Here is a 20,361-nt window from a genome sequence, read left to right as displayed (position 1 = left end):
GACGGCGCCGGGCGTGTACTGGTCGCTGGTAGCTCTGCCGGTCGCATTGGGCCGGTTCCACTTCACCTACGCCTCCACGATGGATGCGTGCGGGCTGACGGTGGCCCCGTCCCGGCCGCGGGCGTTCATGGTCCGCACCGTGGCCCGCTGTGAGGTTCAGAGGCCCGGACAGATTGTCCGGGCCTCGCCTGTCCGGGCCTGTCACGCTCGTACTCGCCCGGGTTGTGGACACGCCCGCTACCCGCCTCTTCCGGCGAGTTCTTCGCGCCCGCTCCCCCGGCGCCCGATCCGGGCCCCACTGAGACCAGAACTGAGACCACCGACACCCGCGCGGCCCGATCTCGCCACCGGCGCCACATCCGCTGAACGACGAAACCCCAGGTCGGAATCCACTGACCTGGGGTTTTCGATTTGAGCCGCCTTCGGGATTCGAACCCGAGACCTACGCATTACGAGTGCGTTGCTCTGGCCAACTGAGCTAAGGCGGCGAGCTCCCGACAGCTTCGCATCGGCAGCGGGCCCAAGTCTACACAGTTCTGGAGGAGGCCCCGACCATGGTCGGGGCCTCCTGACTGCGCAGGTCAGCAGGTCTTGCCGTGGGCGGGCGGGGTGCCCTTGAGGAGGTAGGTGTTGACCGCGGTGTCGATGCAGTCGTTGCCGCGGGCGTAGGCGGTGTGGCCGTCGCCGTTGTAGGTGAGCAGGACGCCGGAGTCGAGCTGCTCGGCGAGGGCCTTGGCCCAGCCGTAGGGCGTGGCGGGGTCGCGGGTGGTGCCGACCACGAGGATGGGGGCGGCGCCGCGGGCCTCGATGCGCTGGGGGTGGCCGATGGGGCGGACGGGCCAGTAGGCGCAGATGAGGCTGGACCACGCGAGGTTGTCGCCGAAGTGCGGGGAGGCCTCGCGGAAGGTGGAGACCGCGCGGTCGGCGGCCTCGGGGCTGGTGAGGGCCGGCGGGAGGTCGGTGCAGTTCACGGCCGCGTTGGCGTACATGAGGTTGGAGAAGTGGCCCTTGTTGTCGCGCTCGTAGTACGCGTCGGACAGGCGGAGCAGGACGCTGCCGTCGCCCTTGGACGCCTTGGTGAGACCCGTGCGCAGGGTGGGCCACATGCTCTGGTCGTACATGGCGGAGATCACACCGGAGGCGCCCAGGGCCTCGGTCAGCTTGCGGCTGCTGCCGGTGGGCAGCGGCTTGGCGTCCAGGGAGCGGAGGAGGGCGTCGAGGTGGCGGCCGGCGTCGGCGGTGCTCTTGGTGCCGAGGGGGCAGTCGCGCCGGGCGACGCAGTCCTTGGCGAAGGCGTCGAAGGCGACCTCGAACCCGCCGGCCTGGGCGCGGCTGCTCTCGAGGGCGGAGGCGGCCGGGTCCATGGCGCCGTCCAGGACGAGGTGCCCGACGCGCTTCGGGAACAGGCCGGCGTAGGTGGCGCCGATGAAGGTGCCGTAGGACTTGCCGACGTAGTTCAGCTTCGCGTCGCCGAGCAGCGAGCGGAAGATGTCCATGTCGCGGGCGGCGTCGACGGTGGTGACGTGCTCCAGCAGCTTGCCGGAGCGCTGCTGGCACCCCTTGGCGAAGGCCTTGTCCTCGGCGACGAGCTTGTCGATCTCGGCCTGGTTGTCCGGGGTGACGTCGGTGGCCGCGAAGGTGTCCATCTGCTTGTCGGGGAGGCACACGATCGGCTCGCTGCGGGCGACACCGCGCGGGTCCATCGCGGCCATGTCGTACCGGGCGGTGACGGCCGAGGGGTAGCCGAAGGCGGCGTACTGCAGGTAGTCGATGGCCGAGCCGCCCGGGCCGCCCGGGTTGACCAGCAGGGAACCGATGCGCTTGCCGGGGCCCGCGGCCTTCTTGCGGGCGACGGCCAGGGTGAGGTCCGTGCCGCCGGAAGGGTGCTTGTAGTCGAGCGGCGCCTTCATCGTGCCGCACTGCATGCCGGGCATGTCCTTGCAGGACTGCCAGCTGATCTTCTGCTCGTAGTACGGCCGCAGATCCTGCGGGATGTCCGTGGGCAGGGCTTTGAGCGATTGCGCGGCCGACGTGGCCGCGGCGGAATGGCTCGTCCCCCCGGTCGTGCAGGCGGACAGCAGGAGCCCGGCGACCGCGAGGACGGTGCCGGACGTACGGAGCAGGCGCGGGGTGTCCATCAGAGCCTCGGTTCCCTCGTGGTGGTATTTGCGAGCGTATCCGCACGGCCGCGGGCGAACCGTTATCCACAGCCCTCATACGGGTGATTCCGCGACAGGGACGGAGACGTTCACAACCGCCCGGGCCCGTCGAGTTTCTCGGTGACGTACCCCGCGACCAGCGCGAAGAGCCTGCGCCGCGGGGTGATGTTGTCCAGCACCCGCACCTCGGCGGGCATCCCGCGCATCCGCTCCCGCAGGGCCAGGGCGGAACTGCGGGCACTCTCCTCGCCGGACGGCACGGCGAGCAGCAGCTGCGGGCGCGGGGCGGTACCGGCCTGGTACGTGCCGGCGCCGGACGTCCGCGAGCCGGGGCGGGCTGCGCTGCCGTCCATGTCCTGCGGGCCGTCCGGTTCGTAGGCGCCCGAGACGCCGATCGCGGCCGCGTACCGGGAGGGGCGCTCCAACTGGCGGCGCACCACGCACGAGGCGTCCTGGCCCACGCCGAGCACCGCACGGGCGGTCCGGCCCGGCAGGACGCGGTAGAGCCGGCCCACCGCGTCGGGCAGTTCCACCGCCCCGCCGCCGCAGCGGGCGGGCAGTACGACGACGACGGGGTCGGCCAGGCCGCGCAGCGACTGCGCGGCGAAGCCGGCGAACAGGTCCGGGTCGGCGGGGTCGAGATGGGCGACGACCAGGGGGAAGTACAGCCCGGCGGAGTTCGGGAAGTCGTACTGCGGCGGCAGCCAGACGCGTGTGCCGTCCTCCAGTTCCTCCAGGGTGCCGCCGGAGGGATGGCCCAGGGTGCGCGGCGGGGCGTCGTCCTCCTCCGGCTCCGGGGGCCGCCCGGGCCGGGCGTCCGCGGGCGCGGGCGGCGCGGGGGCCGCCGCGACGACGGTGTCCCGGGCGCCGCCGTGCCCGGTGAGGCCCGCGAGCGGCGGGAAGGACGCCGTCAGAACCGCGGCGCCGACCGCCAGGACCGCGCCGACCGCCCGCAGCACCGCGCCGCCGTAGGCCACGGGCAGCTCGTAGACGCGTCCCGCGCGCTGCTCCCACCAGTGCCGCAGCGCCGAACGGGCGAGCAGCAGCGCGGCGGCGCCGGCCAGCACCGGCCATGCGTACAGAAGGACGACCTCGGCCACCATGGGCACGTACGGCACACCACCTCGCGCAGGTCCCCCACAGCCCTCCGGGCACGGGCGGGCACCCTCGCCGGAGGCAGGGGCGCGCCCCCGCTCGCTTCGCTCACCCCCGCGGGGACAGGGAGCGGGGGCACCGCACGCCAGCCTGGAGCAAGGGCCCGCGCGGCACCGGGCGACGACGCGGGGGAACGCGGACGATCACCCGTCCGCCGCACAAATGAGCAGGTCGGCGGCGCTTCGGGGGTGGGAGGCGGTGAGCGGTGCGGTCAGCCGGCGCGCAGTGCCAGGGTCATCGCCTCGACGGCCAGCAGCGGGGCGACGTTCCGGTCGAGCGCGTCGCGGCAGGCGAGGACGGCCTCGATGCGGCGCAGCGAGTTCTCCGGGCGGGAGCCGGAGGCGACACGCTCCACGGCGTCGCGCGCCTCGACGTTCGCGATGGCCACGGACGTGCCGACCTGCACGGCCAGCACGTCGCGGTAGAAGCCCGCCAGGTCGGTGAGGGCCAGGTCGAGGGTGTCGCGCTGGGTCCGGGTGGAGCGGCGCTTCTGGCGGTCGGCGAGGTCCTTCATCACGCCCGCCGTGCCGCGCGGCATGCGGCTGCCGGCCCCCGCGGTGGCGCCGAGTGCGGCGCGCAGCTCCTCGGTCTCCTTGCCGTCGAGCTCCTCGGACAGCGCCTTGGCGTCCTCCGTCGCCGCGTCCACGAGTTCCTGGGCGGCCTTCAGGCAGCCGCCGACGTCGTCCACGCGCAGCGGCAGCTTCAGCACGGCAGCCCGCCGCGCCCTGGCCTGCTCGTCGGTGGCCAGCCGGCGCGCGCGGTCCATGTGGCCCTGGGTGGCGCGGGCGACGGCGTCGGCGACCAGGGGGTCGATCCCGTCGCGGCGCACCAGGGCGTCGGCGACCGCCTGGACGGGCGGGGTGCGCAGCACCAGGTGGCGGCAGCGGGAGCGGATCGTCGGCAGGACGTCCTCGACGGAGGGGGCGCACAGCAGCCACACCGTGCGCGGCGCGGGCTCCTCGACGGCCTTCAGCAGCACATTGGCGGCGCCTTCGGTCAGGCGGTCGGCGTCCTCCAGGAGGATGACCTGCCAGCGGCCGGACGCCGGGGACAGGACGGAGCGGCGGACGAGGTCACGGGTGTCCTTGACGCCGATGGAGAGCAGGTCGGTGCGGACCACCTCGACGTCGGCGTGGGTGCCGATCAGTGTGGTGTGGCAGCCGTCGCAGAAGCCGCAGCCCGGTACGCCGCCCAGGGCGCGGTCGGGGCTCACGCACTGGAGCGCGGCGGCGAAGGCCCGTGCCGCCGCGTCGCGGCCCGCGCCGGGCGGGCCGGTGAACAGCCAGGCGTGGGTCATCTTCGACGCGGACGGCAGGGCGGTGCCCCCGGCGACGGCCGTCACGAAGGCGTCGGCGTCACGCGCGGCGGCGGCGAGCTGCTCCGTCACCCGTTCCTGGCCGACCACGTCGTCCCAAACCGCCATCGTGCCCGTCCGTCCTGTGGTGCTCCTCGGTGTCCTACGGCTCCACCATTGTCGGGCACGGCACCGACAGCCCCGCCTCGGGCGGCCTCAGCCCGCCGCCCTGCGGTGCCGGCTGACCCGGCGTGCCGGGCGCCGCCTGCGCAGCAGGACCGCGGCGGCCCCGCCGCCGCACAGTGCGGCCGCGGCCAGTGCCGCGCCCACGGTGCCCGCGGTCCCCGACGACGCCCCCAAGGTGCCCGAGGCCGCCGACAGCGGTCCCTGGCCGGGCAGCACCTGGGCCGTCGACGCGGCGGGCACCGGGGTGTACGAGGGTGCGGGCGAGGCCGGCGCCGCCGGTGCGGGGGTCTGCGTCTCCGCTCCGCACGCCACCGTGAAGGGCCGCGGCTTCGCGCCCTCCCCGATCCACGTCAAGGTGTAGCCGCCGTTGGTGAGCACTATGCGGGCCGAACTGCCCGTGCCCTCGTCCCCCGTCACAAAGGTGCCGTTCATCGCGGGGCCGCCCTTGGCGCGGTTGACGGCCCAGTTGACCGCCTGCCCGGGACCGAAGCCCTCGCCGCGTATGTGGAAGGTGCACACGGTGGCCTTGTCGCCCCGGGAGGTGCCCAGCGCCTCGTCGTAGACGGCGACCGTCCCCTTGCCGTCACCGCTCTCCTTCGTGGCGTACGCGACCGGGCCGAGGGCCACGAGGGCCGCCAGCCCGGCGAGGACGACCGCGGTGACGGAAGGGATGCGCATGAGGAGAGTTTCCCGGATTCCCCCGGCGACGCCAAAGCGGGTGGTCCCGGCAGGCCCACCGAACTCTGACGCTCCGTCAAGCGCCCGTTCCGCAGGGACGACTCAGAGCGAGAGGCGGTGCACGCCGCCCGCGACAGCGCGTTGCGCGGGGGCGTCGGTGCCGGTCCAGCAGGAGCCGCGGCGGGCGAGGAGGCGCCGCAACCACACCTCGGTGGCGACGAGTTCGGCGAGCCCGTCGATGGGGACGGGTTCCCCGCCGGCGGCCGCGCGCAGGGCGGCGCGGACGACGCGCGCCTCGACGAGGCCGGCGTCGGCGAGGAGGGGTGCGTCGAAGAGGTCGAGCAGGCCGTCGACGGAGGCGCGCAGGCCGGTCTTGGCCGCGACGGCCGCGGAGACCTGGGAGTTGGCGCCCCAGCCCGGGGGCAGGTCGCGGATGCCCGCACCCTCCAGCACTGAGCGCAGGACGGTGGCGCGGGCGCCGGGCTGGACGCGCAGGGTCTCGGGGAGCGCACGGGCGGCGCGCACGACCTGGTTGTCGAGGAAGGGGGCGTGGATCCGCTGGCTGCGCACCTCCGCGGACTGCTCGAAAACCCGGTGGTCGGCGGCGTGCCGGGCGAGGGCAGCCTGCGCGCGGCGCTCGCCGGGGCGTTCGACGGCGGTACGGGGACGGGCCGCCGCCTCCTGAAGGCGAACCGATACTTCAGCCAGTGCCTCGCCGGTGAGCCAGCGCGCCGCCGGACCCGGACGGCACCAGGCGAGCGCCGCCAGGGAGGCCTGGAGGGGGCCGGCGTGCTCGTCGAAGCGGCCCGCCATCAGCTGCGCCGCCGCGTTCTGCACACCCTGTTGGTAACTCGTACGGGCCAGCCGCCGCGCCGCGCGGTAGACCGTGAACGGCACGAACACCGAGCGGCCCGCGGGCCCGTCGGCGCGCGCGAGGGCCGTGACGGGTCTGAGCAGGCTGCGGCGGCGCCGGTCCAGCAGCAGATCGGCCAGGCGCGCAGGGTGTGCGTCGAGCACCTGGCGGGCGCCGTGCCCGACGAGGTGGTCGGCGCCGCCCGCCGCGAGGCGCATCCGGTGGCGTCCGGCGGCCACCAGGGAGGGTCCGGGCTCGTCGGTGAGGGGGACGGCGTCGAGGTCGGCGTAGGGCAGCGCCCGCGCGCCGCCGGGCACGACCACATGGTGCAGGCGCGGGTCGGCGGCCATGGCGCGGGCCCGCTCGAGTTCCGCCTCGCGGGCCGGACCGCCGCCCGCGGTCAGGTCGTTGAAGGTCACCGCGAGCAGCCGCTGGCCGGCTGCCGCGCCGTGCCCGAGCGGGGTGCCGGGCATGCCGGGCAGTCCCGCCGCCAGCAGGGCGAGCGTGGAGGAGGCGCTGCCGCCGGACAGGTCGGCGCCCACGCCGGGCGCGGGTTCCTCCCCGGGCTCCGGTACGAAGCGGGGCTGCGTCAGCCGGGCGCGCACCGCGTCCACCAGGGCGTCCCGTACGCCGGCGATCGCGCGCTCGTTCGGCACGTGGGCGGCGGGGGTGCCGGCCACCGCCAGCGAGGCGGTCGGCTCGTAACCGCTCACCTCGGGCACCGCCTCCCGCAGGATCAGGGCGTGCCCCGGCGGCACCCGGCGCACGCCCGCGTACGGCGTGCCGTCGCCCAGCGCCTCGGGGGAGTCCGGGCAGGTCAGCAGCGCCGCCAGGTACGTGACGTCGAGCGCGGCCTCGGTCAGGTCGGCCAGTGGCAGCGCCGCGGTCGCGTACGCGGTGCCGCGCGCCCACCGGGTGTGGAACACCGGCCGGGCACCGGCGAGATCACCGAGCACGGTGATGCGGCGCCCTATCTGGAGGACGCAGGTGTAGCTGCCGGCCCAAGTGGTCAGATGGCGCAGCGCCCCGCCGCGCGCCGCGAACAGCCCGACCCGCAGGTCGGCGTCGGAGGCGGCGCAGCGGCCCAGCACGGCCAGCCGGGCGACGGAGCCGTTCTCGGCGTGCACCAGGCGCACTTCGTCGGGGCGCCAGTCACCCACGGCCCACAGCGGATCGGGGTCGCTCCACAGGAGCTGGGCGCCCACCGGCAGCAGGGTGCGGGCGTGCGCCCCGGGGACCGGTCCCACCGCGGCGTTGCTCCAGCCCACCAGCCACCGCATCGCCCGCCTCCACAGGTTGTGGACCAGGGGGGCCTCTTCGTGGACAACTGGCCCCCGCGGCAGGCCGAACTGCCGCTCCGTCCGGGGAACATGCTGCCACGGAGGAGCGCGAAAGGAGGCGCATGAGGGCATGGTCGAGCACCGGGCCGCCTGCTGCGCGCGGTCCGGCGCGGGGCCATTTCGGCCCAACTCCCCGCCGGTCAGAGGCACTTAACGTACGTCGACGGAGTTGAAACGTCGTTTTCAGGCCAATGTCCCACCGGCCCGCATTCGTCCGTTGTGCGCCGTGCGGGCGGCGCGGTCCGGGGGGCGTGGCACGCCTCCCGGACCGGTCCGCCACCCGCGGGGATTGTGGTGGCGGAGCCCCCTGGCCCGCTGCTACCCCCCATAGCCGCAAATGAGAGCCGCGGGCCGACCCACGGCACCATGGAACCGCCACCGCACGAATCGGCACAGAGCGCGCGGATGGGCGCACGGCCGCATACGCCGGTAGCACGCGCCACCAGCAGGAGTCGCGAGGCCGCATTCAGGGCAGGAATCTCGCCATCCGGGACAACAGCTCTTAACGGTCGGGATGCGGAGAACTACCCTGGGTTCACCCGAGAAGCGAAGGTCCCGGCGGCTCGGGGTCCGGCGCATGCCCTCGGGCGGCGGTGGTCCCCGCTCGTCTCCACAAGAGGCGCCGGGGCAGCCGTTGTGGTGCGTCGAGAGGGTGTGACAGGCGTGGCAGGCGTACACGGCCCTCGCGCTTACGGCGAGAGGTGGTAATGGTCGTGACCAAAGAACCCCGAGGGCCCAACGAGAAACTCGGCACCCTTCTCGCCCTGGCCGGCATCAGCAACGCGGGACTGGCCCGCCGGGTCAACGACCTGGGCGCCCAGCGCGGTCTGACCCTGCGGTACGACAAGACCTCGGTGGCCCGGTGGGTGACCAAGGGCATGGTGCCGCAGGGCGCCGCGCCCCATCTCATCGCGGCAGCCATCGGCAGCAAGCTCGGCCGTCCCGTGCCGCTGCACGAGATCGGCCTGGCCGACGCCGACCCCGCGCCCGAGGTGGGCCTCGCCTTCCACCGCGACATCGGGGAGGCGGTGAAGTCCGCGACCGACCTGTGGAAGCTCGATCCGGGCCGGCGCGGCCCGGGCGGCGGCGGCATCTGGCAGAGCCTGGCGGGGTCGTTCGCGGTCAGCGCGTACGTCACGCCCGCCTCGCGCTGGCTGATAACCCCGGCCGACGCCCGCGTCGCCCGCGAGGACCCCGCCCCCGGCATGCACCACGTCGGCCACTCCGACGTCGGCAAGCTCCGCGAGGCCGCGGAGGACGCACGCCGCTGGGACTCCAAGTACGGCGGCGGCGACTGGCGTTCGGGCATGGTCTCGGAGTGCCTGCGGGTCGAGGCGGCGCCGCTGCTGCTCGGCTCGTACTCCGACGACGTCGGCCGGTCGCTGTTCGGCGCGACCGCCGAACTCACCCGGCTGGCCGGGTGGATGGCCTTCGACACCGGGCAGCAGGAGGCCGCCCAGCGCTACTACATCCAGGCGCTGCGGCTCGCCCGTGCCGCCGCCGACGTCCCCCTCGGGGGCTACGTGCTGGCGTCGATGTCGCTCCAGGCGACCTACCGCGGCTTCGCCGACGAGGGCGTCGACCTCGCGCAGGCGGCCCTGGAGCGCAACCGCGGGCTGGCCACGGCGCGCACGATGTCGTTCTTCCACCTCGTCGAGGCCCGCGCCCACGCCAAGGCCGGGGAGAGCCACGCCTGCGAGGCCGCGCTGGCCGCCGCCGAATCCTGGCTCGACCGCGCCCGCGACGGCGACGCGGACCCGGCCTGGCTCGGCTTCTACTCCTACGACCGGCTCGCCGCGGACGCCGCCGAGTGCTACCGCGACCTCAAGGTGCCCGGCCAGGTGCGGCGGTTCACGGAGACGGCGCTCGCCCGGCCCACGGAGGAGTTCGTGCGCTCGCACGGGCTGCGACTGGTGGTCTCGGCCGTCGCGGAACTGGAGTCCGGCAACCTGGACGCGGCCTGCGCGGCGGGTGTGAAGGCCGTCGAGGTCGCCGGGCGCATCTCCTCGGCCCGCACCACCGAGTACGTGCGGGACCTGCTGCACCGGCTGGAGCCGTACGGGAACGAGCCGCGGGTGGCGGAATTGCGGGAGCGGGCGCGGCCGTTGCTGGCGGCGCCGGCGTAGGCGGGTCGCCGCGCCCCGGGCGACGCGCGGGCCGATCGGCGACGGGAGGGCTCCACTTGTGTGGGGCCCTTCCGCCTTGCCCTGCTCGGGTGTCGGGTTCCGGTCCCGGGTCCCGGGCCCCAAGTCCTCCGGACCCAACCTGTGATGGATCTGTGACGTGCCCATGTGCAACGAAGCCGGCGTCCCGCGGGTCTGATGTTCGTGTGCCGAGGGCGGCGCACCCGACCGTCACACGATCCGACAAGGAAACGTTGATGAGACGTCCCGTCCGCAGTTCCGTCTCCCGGGCAGCGCGCGCGCTCGCGGCGGTCGCCGTCCTGGCCGCCGGGTTCGGAGCCGCCGCACCCGCCGTGGCCGCCGACGGCGCCCCGCTCCCGGTCGGCATCACCGGCGAGAGCCGCGTGGACCTCTCCCTCCAGGGCGACAACGGCGACGTCGGCGAACCGCAGGTCACCCTGCGGCTCTCGGCGCCCGGCGACGACGAGCCGGGGGACGACGGGGTGATCCCCGTCGCCCACGAGGGCGAGTACAAGATCACGATCGACGCCACGGGCCTCAACGGCGTCGCCGCCGTCAAGCTGCCCTGCACAGCGACCGGCATGACCGCCGTCTGCGAAGGCAACGAGATCAACGCCGGGGAGCAGTACAACCGGCTCGGCGGCATCCGCATGGACCTCAACGGGCAGAGCGAGGCGGGCGACTTCGGCACCATCAAGGTCACCGGCGAGGGCGAGGGCGTCGCCTTCGCGCCGCTCACCATCGACGTCCTCGTCGGCGGTCCCGAACTCCTCGGCCGCAACCTGAGCGAGCCCAAGGGCTTCGCCGCCGGCGACACCTACAACGCCCCGGTCGGGTTCCGCAACGCCGGCGGCATGGCCGCCGACGGCACCGTGCTGCACTTCCACGGCTCGCGCGGACTGGGCTTCCCCGACAACTACGGCAACTGCGCCTACAAGCAGACCACCGACGGGTCGCTGCTGCACCAGGGCACCGACGCGATGTGCACCTTCGACGGCACCTACAAGCCCGGCACGGCCTACGCCCTGGCCGAGCCGCTGAAGGTGAAGACGGCCGACTTCGCGCTCAACGACGTCCTCAGCTACGGCTTCTCCGCGGTCAGCGCCCAGCAGGCCAAGACCCTGCTGACGACGGGCGGCTACACGCCCGGCACCGGCGCGCCGCTGGCCCTCAAGGAGGTCCCGGGCGCCTCGGCCGACGACTACTCGCGCTACACCGAGCTGGACCTGCCCAGCCACAACATCTACGACCTCGTGCTGACCGGCGTCACCGCGCGGGGCGTGGCGGGCGACACGGTGAAGGCGGACATCGGCTTCCGCAACGACGGCCCCGCCTGGCTCAGCGCGCTGCGCTCCGGCGGTGAGCCGATCGGCTTCACGGTCCAGGTGCCCACGGGCGCCACGGTGACCAAGAGCCCCAGCGGCTGCCGGGCCACCACCATCGCCCAGGGAGTCAAGGGCTACTTGTGCTGGGTGGACACCCCGCTCCTGGAGAACACCAAGCTCACCTTCCCGTTCGAGCTGCGCATCAACACGCTCGTGGAGAACGCCAAGGCCAGGATCGCGCTCCAGGCCTGGAACAACCCGTCCGAGCCCAACCAGTCCAACAACGCCGCGTGGATCGTGCTGAACCCGGGCGACGAGGACACGTCGACGGGCGGCTCGCCCTCCGCCGGCACGTCGGCCACCCCGAGCCCGAGCCCGTCCTCCTCCGACGACGACGCGTCCGCCTCGGGCGGCACGTCCGGCACCGGCGGTTCGACGTCCTCCGGGGGCGGCTCCGGCGGCCTGGCGTTCACCGGCGCCGCCGGCGTGCTGACCATCGGCGGCGGCGCGCTGCTCGTGCTCGGCGTGGGCACCGCGGTCGTCGTCCTCGTCCGCCGCAAGTCGGCCGCCTGACGCCCGCAGCGCACCTCGCGAGGCCGCCGCACCCGCCCGGGTGCGGCGGCCTTCGCCGTTACGGGAGGTGTCCGCGAGGCAAGCGCGAGACGACCACGACACACCGGGCCCCTCACAGGTTTGGCGGGGGCGCGGGCGGGCCAAGCCTCAAGCGGGAGGTGACCGCGCGCATGGACACCGCGGACGTCGTCGTGATCGGCGCCGGCATCGTCGGCCTGGCCACCGCGTACGCGATCACCCGCGCGTCGCCCCGTACGTCCGTGGTCGTCATGGACAAGGAACCGGGCCCGGCGCGCCACCAGACCGGCCACAACAGCGGCGTGATCCACAGCGGCATCTACTACCGCCCCGGCTCGCTCAAGGCCCGCTACGCGACGCAGGGCGCCGCCGAGATGGTGAAGTTCTCCGCCCGGTACGACATCCCGCACGAGGTCACCGGCAAGCTGATCGTCGCCACCGCACGCGAGGAGCTGCCCCGGCTGCACGCCCTGGTGCAGCGCGGCCGCACCAACGACATCCCCGTGCGCGAACTGGGCCCCGCCCAGATCGCCGAGCGCGAGCCGCACGTCGCGGGCCTGGCCGCGATCCACGTCGGCACCACAGGGGTGTGCGACTTCACCGCGGTCGCACGGACGATGGCCCGCCTGGCCGCGGAGTCCGGCGCGGCGCGCACGGCGTACGGCAGCGAGGTGCGCGCGGTCCACCGCGACGGCGGCGGCGTGGTCGTCGAACCCGGCACCGGGCCCCCGGTCCGCGCGAAGGTGCTGGTCAACTGCGCGGGCCTGCACTCCGACCGGATCGCGCGGATGGCCGGGGACGACACCACCGGGGTGCGGATCGTGCCGTTCCGCGGCGAGTACTACGAGCTGGCCCCGGCCCGCAGCGGGCTCGTGCGCGGCCTGGTCTACCCGGTGCCCGACCCCGCCTTCCCCTTCCTCGGCGTCCATCTGACCCGCGGCATCGACGGCACCGTGCACATCGGCCCCAACGCCGTCCCCGCCCCGGCCCGCGAGGGCTACCGGCGGCGCACCGTCAGCGCGCGCGACCTGCTGGAGACGGCGCTCTTCCCCGGCACCTGGCGGATCGCCCGCCGGCACTGGCGGTACGAGGCGGGCGAGCTGCGCCGGTCGCTGTCGAAGCGGGCCTTCACCGACGAGGTGCGCCGGCTGCTGCCCGAGGTGACCGCCGCCGACCTCGTGCCGTCCGCCGCGGGCGTACGGGCCCAGGCGGTGCTGCGCGACGGGGAGCTCGTGGACGACTTCCTCTTCGCCGGCAGCGGCCCCTTCGTGCACGTGCTCAACGCCCCGTCGCCCGCCGCGACCGCCTCCCTGCCGATCGGACGGGAGATCGCCCGGCGGGCACTTGAAGCCGCGGGGCATACGTAAAATCGACGCATCATGTCGAAGCCCCACACCCCCCACTTCCCCGGCGGCCCCGCCTCCCACCCGCATCCGGACGCGCACACCGAGCAGCGCATCCGCACCTTCCACCCCCGTCGCGGCCGGGTCACCCACGGGCAGCAGACGGCGCTGGAACGGCACTGGACCAACTGGGGCGTCGACATCGACGGCAGCCCGCTCGACCTCGGCGCGCTCTTCGCCGACGCCGACCTCGCCGCGGACCGCCCGGTGGTCCTGGAGATCGGCTTCGGCATGGGCGACGCCACCGCCGCCATGGCCGCCGCCGACCCCGGCACCGGCATCCTCGCGGCCGACGTGCACACCCCCGGGCAGGGCAACCTCATCCGCCTCGCCGAGCGCAACGGCCTGACCAACGTCCGGGTCGCCAACGGCGACGCCGTCATCCTGCTCCGCGACATGCTCGCCCCCGGCTCCCTGGCCGGACTTCGCGTCTTCTTCCCCGACCCCTGGCCCAAGGCACGGCACCACAAGCGCCGCATGATCCAGCCCGAGTTCGTGGCCCTGGCCGTCTCGCGGCTGCGGTCCGGCGCGACCGTGCACTGCGCGACCGACTGGGAGCCGTACGCCGAGCAGATGCTGGAAGTGCTGACCGCCGACCCCCACCTGGTGAACGCCCACGGGGAGGGCTACGCGCGGCCGCGCCCGGACTTCCGGCCGATGACCAAGTTCGAACGGCAGGGCATCGCCAAGGGCCACGTCGTCAACGACCTCGTCTTCACCCGCCGGTAGCCCCTGTTGACGTGCGGCGGGGACGGGGCGATCGTTGTGGCCCACCAGTGACGTCGTGCGTAACACCGTCGCGCGCCGCAGCCACTCCCCCGTAAGGTCAATGGGTGTCCTCGTACTCGCACACGCCCGACCCGCCCCTGCCGGGCCCGGCGGCCCACCCGGACGTCCCCGAGTACCCGGAACGCCGGCAAGAACCGGGTTTCGCGCTCCCCGAACCCGGCCAGTGGCACTACAAGCCGCGCCGCCACTTCTGGGAGAACCGGACGCTGCGCCTGGTGGCGCTCTTCTCGGTGCTCGCCCTGTGCGGAGTGATCATCCTCGCCCTTGTGCGGCGGCAGACCGGCACCGAGGGCTTCCTCGTCGGCCTCATCCTCGCGATCCTGCCCGTGCCGCTGCTCGGCGGCGCCTTCCTGTGGCTGGACCGGGTCGAGCCCACCCCCCTGCGGAACGCCGTCTTCGCCTTCGCCTGGGGCGCGTGCGCCGCCACCCTCGTCGCCATCCTCGCCAACGAGTACGCGACCGAACTGCTGGCCTCGACCTTCACCGCCAGCCCCGCCCAGAGCGACAGCTGGGGCGCCACCTTTGTCGCGCCCTTCGTGGAGGAGAGCGCCAAGGGCACCGCGATCCTGCTGCTCTTCCTCTTCCGCCGCCGTGACTTCACCGGCCTCGTCGACGGCGTCGTCATAGCCGGGCTCACCGCCACCGGCTTCGCCTTCACCGAGAACATCCTCTACCTCGGCTCGGGCTTCGCCGAGGACCAGGCGCTCGGCGGCGGGGGCGTCGGCACCACCGCCGCCATGTTCGTGGTCCGGATCGTGATGACCCCGTTCGCCCACCCGCTCTTCACCTCGCTGACCGGCATAGGCTTCGGCATCGCCGCGAGCTCCCGCCCCGGCCGGGCCCGCCGCTGGCTCGCCCCCATCGGCGGCTGGCTGCTCGCGATGACCCTGCACGGCACCTGGAACGGCTCCGCCTCGTTCGGCCCGCTGGGCTTCCTCGCCGTGTACGCGACGCTGATGATCCCGCTGTTCGGCCTGCTGATCTGGCTCGCGATCTGGTCCCGTTCCAACGAGCTCAAGACCATCCGCACCCAGCTCCCGCTGTACGCCATGGCCGGCTGGCTGACGCTGCCCGAACCGCTCGCCATCGGCTCCATGCGGGGCCGCTCGGTGGCCCGCTCCGCCGCCCATCGCGCACAAGGTGCGGCCGCCGCCCGTACCGTGCGCGAATACGTGTCCTTCGCCACCTCACTGGCCTTCCTGCGGGCCCGCGCCAACCGCGGCGCCGCCGGTCCCGACTTCCACGCGCGGGAGCAGGAACTGCTGCACCACCTGTGGGAGCGCAAGGCCGTCGCCCAGCCGGCACTCACCCATGCGGCCCACACCATCCGCCCCCCGTTCCCGACCGTGTACGCCTGGAGGCAGCGTCCTCCGGCCGGCTACGGAGCAGCGCCGTACGGGGCTCCGCAGTGGGGAGCCCCGCAGTGGGGGGCGCAGCAGCAGTGGGGCGCGCCGCAGTGGGGGGCGTCGGCCTATGGCGCGACGGGGGGCTGGGGGCAGCCCGCGACGCCGGAGGCCCAGGCTCAGGCGCAGACCCCTGCACCGGTCCAGGCCCCGGCCGCGTACTGGCAGCAGCCGCGCCCCTACCCGTACTCGCAGGGCGGCCGCCACCGCTGATCCACGGCGGGCGGCCGCGGTTGCCGGGCCCACCGGCCGGGGTTGCAATGGCGATGTGAGCCACCACGAGAGCAGCTCGCCCAGCCCGCGCCACCGCCCTTCCGGCCGGACCAGCTGGAAACGGATGGCCATCGCCCTCGTCCCGACCCTGGCCGTGTCGGCCGTGCTCGCCGCAGGGATAGGCGCCGGAGCGGTGCCGGTCTCGCTCGCGACAGCGCCGACGACCGCCACGCTGTCCGGGCGGAGCTTCCAGGTGGCCGCGGACTCCCTGGAAGGCACGGGATTCACCCAGTACCTCGCCGCCGACTCCTCCGCCGGCGGCGACCTCCCCGAGGCCGTCTCCGCGATCGGCTCCGCCGACCTGCACAACCTGTGCCAGTCGGTGGTCAGCTCCCTCCCCGGGCTCGGCAAGGTCACCATGCTGATCAAGGCGGGCGGCGGCAGCAAGCCCGTCCACGCCGACCATCTGATCGTCGACACGGACGACCTCGCCGGCGACGCGACGTTCCACAACATCCGGATCGGCACGGACGCCGCGCAGCTGCCCGGTGACGGCCGCGCCAAGGGCCCGTCCGGCGCGTTCGGCCAGCAGGCCGACAGTGTCCGTATCGACCACCTGCGGCAGACCACCCACTCGATCAGCGCCGCCACCTTCCAGCTCACCAACCTGCACCTGACCGTGAAGAAGGGCGCGCAGCCCTGCTTCTGAGGGTGCGCCGCCCGCTTTCGCGGCAGGCCCTGACCCGAATGGGCGAGCGCGTACCGCCGTCGGGGTGATTGCCCCCGCGCACCGAGCCACCGATCAGACTGTCCGACGGTTGACCAGGCGTGCAGACCTCTGACGCCCGCCCCTCCGGCCGCACCAGCTGGAAGCGGCTCGCCCTTGTCATGGTGCCGACACTCGCCACCGCGGGCGCTCTCGTCGCGACGATGGCCACCGGCGCGCTGGCCACGTCCTTCGGGGTCTCCGCCACCTCCTTCCCGGTGGCCGGCGAGAGCTTCCAGATCCGCTCGTCACGCCTCGTCGGGGACGGCTTCGTGCAGTTCGGCGTCGTCCAGCGAGGCCGAGACGGGCTCTACCCCGAAGCGCTGACCGGCATCCGTTCGGCCACCCTCCACCACCTGTGCCAGTCCATCGTGCAGAACGTCCCGCTGCTCGGCCCGGTCACCCTGCGCTTCACCTCGACGCCCGCGCACGCCGACCGCCTCATCGCCAACGCCCACGACCTGCGGGGCGACGCCGTCTTCCGCAACATCAACATCGGCCAGGACGCCGGCACCGTCCAAGGCGTCCCCGGCGTGCAGGGCACGCCCGGCACCTTCGCCGAGCAGGCGTCGTCGGTCACCGTCGACGACCTCCGCCAGACCACGCGCTCCATCAGCGCGGCCACGTTCAGACTGCCGGACCTGCACCTCACCGTGCGGCGCGGCGACCAGTCCTGCTTCTGAGGGGGCCGCCACCTTGATCCCACCGAGGAAGATCCGGTCCCGCTTCCGCTTCTGGCGCCGTTCCCGGCCCTTCTGGGCAGGCTTCTGGACCCTGCTCGCGGGCCTGGAGATCCTCTCCATCCCGCTCGCGCCGCTGTCCCTCATGATCCACGAGGGCATCGCGGGCGTCTCCGGCCTGCTCATGGGCGTCTTCCTGATCGTCCTGGGCCTGACGATGTGGTTCGCCCCGCACTACCGGACGTTCGCGGGCATCGCCACCCTGATCTTCTCCGTCGCCTCCCTGGTGCTGTCGAACTTCGGCGGCTTCCTCATCGGCTTCCTGCTCGGGGTGACGGGCGGCGCGATGGCCGTCAGCTGGGTGCCGTACGGCGACGGCAACGGCCGCTGGGGACGGGGACGGCCGGTACCGGACTGGGGCGGCGGGGGCGGTACGGACCCGGCGCACGACCCGGAGACCCCGGGCCCGGGCGGCGGACCGGGGGAGCCTGAAGCCCCGGAGGGACCGGAGCCGCCGGCCGCCCCTCCCGTCGTACCTCCCGCCGCGCCCCCCGCCGAACCGCAGCCGGGAACGAGCGGCAGCCTGCGGACGGGCGCCGCTGCCGCCGCCCCGCGGCCGCGCACCGTCGCGAAGCTGCGCGCCCTGGGCGTCATCCCGGTGGGCGGAGCACTGCTCGCCGGGGGGCTTCAGCCGATGGCGCCGCCCCTGCCGCACGCCCGGCACAGCGCCGACGGACCGCCGTCCGGCGCGGAGGCGGCCCGGCGCGCGCGCGAGGCGATCTGCGGTGTCATGGACGGGCTCTACCACGCACGCCACCCCACGGTGCACGGCACGGGCACGGCCAAGGAGGTCCGGGCGGGGCTGCACCTGGGCGTCGACCTGGAAGCGCCGGTGCCGGTGCGCGGGAAGCTGGACGTCGGGCCGGTGCCGAGGGCCGTGCCGCCGGTGCCGTCCCAGCGCCGTGCGGCCCCCGTCCCTTCCTCGCCTTCCCCGTCTTCTCCGCCGGCGGGCGGCGGAGGGTTGCTCGGCGCGGTGTCGGACCTGCTCGGGCTGCGCGGGACTCCCCCCGCCTCCTCCGCGCCGCCGGCGCCGCGCACGGAGGAGGCCCCCCGGCGCGCGGCGCCGCAGCGCGGACGGGAGGCCCACGGCAACAACCCGGGGAAGAGGAGGCCGCAGCCGCCGCACGTCCCGACCGGCATCCTGTCCGGCAACACCATCACCCCGGACAGCCTGCTGGACCTGATCGTGCCCCGGCTGCCCGCGGACCGCGGCATGGACGCGCCGTTGTCGCTGCTCCCCCCACGCATCCGCATCGGCGGCAGCACACCGGACTCCCCCTGGTGCCTCCCGCAGGTCTCGCTGGAACTGTCCATCGGCGCCGGGCGCTACCGCGGGACGGGCCTCGCCGCCGAGCAGCCGTTCCGGGTCCTGACACCGCTGCTGGTGCTGACCGGGCTGACGTACCGCGGCATCACGCTCGTCCCCACCCGGCACGGCCCCGAACGCGTCCTGGTCTTCACCGCCTGGCGCGTCGACATCGCGAACCTGCGCCAGACCGCGGGGCTGCTCTCACCGGCCTGCGCCCGCGGCCGCGCCGAACACTGGACGCCGCCCTTCCACGGGCTGCCCGGCCTCGCGCTGCCGCTACTCGACCTCGGGCTGCCCGGCATCGGCCATGTCTCACCCGTGCCCACGCCGTGGGCGCCCTGCCAGGGCGAGCTGGAGACCGACGGCCGCCCCTGGAGCACGTCGACGGCCACCGGCCGCCCGGTCGTCCTGCTGACCCGGGTGCTGAGCGGCAACCTCCTCGGGCTGCTGCCTGTCACCTTCACCCCGGACATGCCGCCCCCGCTGCCGCCCGGCCTGACGATCCCGATCCCGCTGTTCTTCACACAGGTCGTGACCTACAACCAGCTCCTGCGGGCCAACCGGCTCACCATCCCGGGGCTGCACCAGTACGTGTCACTCCCCGGCCGCTGACTGGCAGACGACCGCACTGGCCAGCAGGACGGCGGTGAGCGCGGTGACAACGAGGGCCTTGCGGACAACGGACATGGCGTACCTCAGCGGAGCGGTGGACGGACAGACGGATGCAAGCAGGCGACAACCTACCGAAATCGCCCCCAGGCCCCGAAAGACACGCCCTCACCCCGCGCACCGGCCGCTAGGCCGAGGCCTGCTGCCCCCGTACCTCGATCCCGGCCAGCAACTCCCGCGTGGCAGCGGTCACCGCTTCCACGGCCTCCTCGAAGACCTCCCGGTTGTGCGCCGCCGGCGCCCGGAACCCAGAGATCTTCCGCACGTACTGCAGGGCAGCGGCCCTCATGTCCTCTTCACTGACGTCGGTCGTCATCGGCGGACGCAGCGTCTTGATGCTTCGGCACATACGACCAGTGTGCCCGGGCCCACTGTCACGCCCACCCCGCCCGCGGCCGCCGGCCCCACCACCAGCCGCCCGCACCGCCGGGCGCGTCGTCGTCCTCCACGGTCAACTCCATGTACCGGCCGTCGACCTCCCCCAGCGCCTCCCCGTACACCTCCGCCACGGGCCCGGGCAGCTTCCGCACCAGCCCGGCCACCCCGTCCCGGCACTCCAGCTCCCCCCGCTCCGTCACCCGCCCCACCTCAAGCCCCCGCACCACCCGCTCCCACGCCTCCAAATGCACGCGCGCCTCCCTCAGCGCACTCCCCTCCACCTCCCACAGCGCCGCGTCCCCCACCCCGTACGGCGCCCGCCGCAACGCGTCCAGCGCCTTCTCGAACCCATCGGTGACCGGGGTCTCGCTCGCACTCATGGGGCCATGCTGCGCCCGCGTGGCGCGACGCGCCTGCTGCGGGCGGAGGGTTCGCCCTGTCGCGCCGCGGCCCGACACGTCGCGTCAGGACGACGCGCCTCGGGCCGCCCGCCGTGCCGCCACCGTGTCCGCTACTCGATGTGCGACCTCTTCCGGCGGTTCGTGCTCCCAGAACCTCAGGACCGTCCACCCCGCCGTACCCAGGTGGGCCGTGGTCTCCACGTCGCGTGCCATGTTCCTGTCGAGCTTCGCGCGCCACCATTCGGCATTCGAGCGTGGACTCGTTGCGTGCTGCGGACAGCCGTGCCAGAAGCACCCGTCGAGGAACACCGCGATCTTCAGCTTGCCGAAGACGATGTCCACGGTCCTGCGCGGCATGCCCGGAACGGGCACGTGCACCCGGTAGCGCAACCCGCTGCCGTGCAGTATCCGGCGAACGGCCAGTTCCTGTGCCGTGTCGCGGGAGGTCTGCCGGCTCATGCGTGCCGCGACGGCCGGTGACGATGCTGTCGGGGGCATGGCACCAGTATGGCCGCGCCGCCGAACCCCGGGGCGGGTGCCCGGCCACGACGTACCGTGCCGGTCA

General features: G+C 74.1%; 16 protein-coding genes and 1 tRNA gene. 8 read left to right on the top strand and 9 right to left on the bottom strand.

Translation table 11 applies throughout. The features are described 5' to 3' along the window. Positions 1-414: 414 nt before the first annotated feature. The 6 genes from ACIP64_RS28080 to ACIP64_RS28055 all read right to left on the bottom strand — a co-directional run bounded on the left by ACIP64_RS28080 (position 415) and on the right by ACIP64_RS28055 (position 7,605). Positions 415-488, bottom strand: a tRNA-Thr gene (locus ACIP64_RS28080). A gap of 93 nt (positions 489-581) precedes the next feature. Next, positions 582-2,138, bottom strand: a complete 1,557-nt coding sequence (locus ACIP64_RS28075; protein ID WP_401591993.1) for an alpha/beta hydrolase — start codon at positions 2,136-2,138, stop codon at positions 582-584. Positions 2,139-2,248: 110 nt separating this feature from the next. Then, on the bottom strand, positions 2,249-3,277 hold the full coding sequence (locus tag ACIP64_RS28070; RefSeq protein WP_401591991.1) for a hypothetical protein: 1,029 nt from the start codon (positions 3,275-3,277) through the stop codon (positions 2,249-2,251). A 248-nt stretch (positions 3,278-3,525) separates the two neighbouring features. Beyond that, positions 3,526-4,737, bottom strand: coding sequence for a DNA polymerase III subunit delta' (locus ACIP64_RS28065; protein WP_401591989.1), 1,212 nt, complete (start codon positions 4,735-4,737; stop codon positions 3,526-3,528). Between the two features lie 87 nt (positions 4,738-4,824). Beyond that, positions 4,825-5,472, bottom strand: a complete 648-nt coding sequence (locus ACIP64_RS28060; RefSeq protein ID WP_401591987.1) for a hypothetical protein — start codon at positions 5,470-5,472, stop codon at positions 4,825-4,827. Positions 5,473-5,574: 102 nt separating this feature from the next. Beyond that, a complete protein-coding gene (locus ACIP64_RS28055; RefSeq protein ID WP_401591985.1) occupies positions 5,575-7,605 on the bottom strand; it encodes an asparagine synthase-related protein in 2,031 nt (676 codons plus the stop codon). Between the two features lie 773 nt (positions 7,606-8,378). On the opposite strand from ACIP64_RS28055, the gene ACIP64_RS28050 reads away from it, so the two are divergent. The 8 genes from ACIP64_RS28050 to ACIP64_RS28015 all read left to right on the top strand — a co-directional run bounded on the left by ACIP64_RS28050 (position 8,379) and on the right by ACIP64_RS28015 (position 18,960). Continuing rightward, positions 8,379-9,791 (top strand): MFS transporter, encoded by a 1,413-nt coding sequence (locus ACIP64_RS28050; protein WP_360900607.1) that lies wholly within the window; start codon positions 8,379-8,381, stop codon positions 9,789-9,791. A 254-nt stretch (positions 9,792-10,045) separates the two neighbouring features. Next, positions 10,046-11,707 (top strand): hypothetical protein, encoded by a 1,662-nt coding sequence (locus tag ACIP64_RS28045; RefSeq protein WP_401591982.1) that lies wholly within the window; start codon positions 10,046-10,048, stop codon positions 11,705-11,707. A gap of 170 nt (positions 11,708-11,877) precedes the next feature. After that, complete coding sequence (lhgO, locus tag ACIP64_RS28040) at positions 11,878-13,092, top strand: L-2-hydroxyglutarate oxidase (RefSeq protein ID WP_401591980.1); 1,215 nt, start codon at positions 11,878-11,880, stop codon at positions 13,090-13,092. 12 nt (positions 13,093-13,104) lie between these two features. Beyond that, entirely contained in the window at positions 13,105-13,857 is a 753-nt protein-coding gene (trmB, locus tag ACIP64_RS28035) for a tRNA (guanosine(46)-N7)-methyltransferase TrmB (RefSeq protein ID WP_401591978.1), read from the top strand. A gap of 104 nt (positions 13,858-13,961) precedes the next feature. Next, positions 13,962-15,533, top strand: coding sequence for a PrsW family glutamic-type intramembrane protease (locus tag ACIP64_RS28030; RefSeq protein WP_401591976.1), 1,572 nt, complete (start codon positions 13,962-13,964; stop codon positions 15,531-15,533). Positions 15,534-15,588: 55 nt separating this feature from the next. Further along, entirely contained in the window at positions 15,589-16,242 is a 654-nt protein-coding gene (locus tag ACIP64_RS28025; protein ID WP_401591974.1) for a DUF6230 family protein, read from the top strand. Positions 16,243-16,361: 119 nt separating this feature from the next. Next, positions 16,362-16,982 carry a DUF6230 family protein gene (locus ACIP64_RS28020; RefSeq protein WP_401591972.1) on the top strand — a complete coding sequence of 207 codons (621 nt, stop codon included), beginning with the start codon at positions 16,362-16,364 and terminating at the stop codon, positions 16,980-16,982. Between the two features lie 13 nt (positions 16,983-16,995). Then, a complete protein-coding gene (locus ACIP64_RS28015) occupies positions 16,996-18,960 on the top strand; it encodes a DUF6114 domain-containing protein (RefSeq protein WP_401591970.1) in 1,965 nt (654 codons plus the stop codon). A gap of 184 nt (positions 18,961-19,144) precedes the next feature. Here ACIP64_RS28015 and ACIP64_RS28010 read toward each other — a convergent pair whose 3' ends face one another. The 3 genes from ACIP64_RS28010 to ACIP64_RS28000 form a co-directional block, all read right to left on the bottom strand. Then, positions 19,145-19,366, bottom strand: coding sequence for a DUF2277 domain-containing protein (locus ACIP64_RS28010; RefSeq protein WP_401591968.1), 222 nt, complete (start codon positions 19,364-19,366; stop codon positions 19,145-19,147). A 25-nt stretch (positions 19,367-19,391) separates the two neighbouring features. Beyond that, positions 19,392-19,775, bottom strand: a complete 384-nt coding sequence (locus tag ACIP64_RS28005) for a hypothetical protein (RefSeq protein WP_401591966.1) — start codon at positions 19,773-19,775, stop codon at positions 19,392-19,394. An 84-nt stretch (positions 19,776-19,859) separates the two neighbouring features. Beyond that, positions 19,860-20,294 carry a very short patch repair endonuclease gene (locus tag ACIP64_RS28000; protein WP_401591964.1) on the bottom strand — a complete coding sequence of 145 codons (435 nt, stop codon included), beginning with the start codon at positions 20,292-20,294 and terminating at the stop codon, positions 19,860-19,862. Between the last annotated feature and the right edge of the window lie 67 nt (positions 20,295-20,361).

The sequence above is a fragment of the Streptomyces sp. NPDC088733 genome, from assembly GCF_044751185.1.
Taxonomy (GTDB): domain Bacteria; phylum Actinomycetota; class Actinomycetes; order Streptomycetales; family Streptomycetaceae; genus Actinacidiphila.
This window is presented reverse-complemented; position numbering and strand designations above follow the sequence as displayed.

Coding starts and splice junctions, on each gene's coding strand:
- ACIP64_RS28075 (WP_401591993.1), bottom strand. CDS start 2,138: ATGGACACCCCGCGCCTGCTCCGTACGTCCGGCACCGTCCTCGCGGTC.
- ACIP64_RS28065 (WP_401591989.1), bottom strand. CDS start 4,737: ATGGCGGTTTGGGACGACGTGGTCGGCCAGGAACGGGTGACGGAGCAG.
- ACIP64_RS28060 (WP_401591987.1), bottom strand. CDS start 5,472: ATGCGCATCCCTTCCGTCACCGCGGTCGTCCTCGCCGGGCTGGCGGCC.
- ACIP64_RS28055 (WP_401591985.1), bottom strand. CDS start 7,605: ATGCGGTGGCTGGTGGGCTGGAGCAACGCCGCGGTGGGACCGGTCCCC.
- ACIP64_RS28045 (WP_401591982.1), top strand. CDS start 10,046: ATGAGACGTCCCGTCCGCAGTTCCGTCTCCCGGGCAGCGCGCGCGCTC.
- lhgO (WP_401591980.1), top strand. CDS start 11,878: ATGGACACCGCGGACGTCGTCGTGATCGGCGCCGGCATCGTCGGCCTG.
- trmB (WP_401591978.1), top strand. CDS start 13,105: ATGTCGAAGCCCCACACCCCCCACTTCCCCGGCGGCCCCGCCTCCCAC.
- ACIP64_RS28010 (WP_401591968.1), bottom strand. CDS start 19,366: ATGTGCCGAAGCATCAAGACGCTGCGTCCGCCGATGACGACCGACGTC.
- ACIP64_RS28005 (WP_401591966.1), bottom strand. CDS start 19,775: ATGAGTGCGAGCGAGACCCCGGTCACCGATGGGTTCGAGAAGGCGCTG.
- ACIP64_RS28000 (WP_401591964.1), bottom strand. CDS start 20,294: ATGCCCCCGACAGCATCGTCACCGGCCGTCGCGGCACGCATGAGCCGG.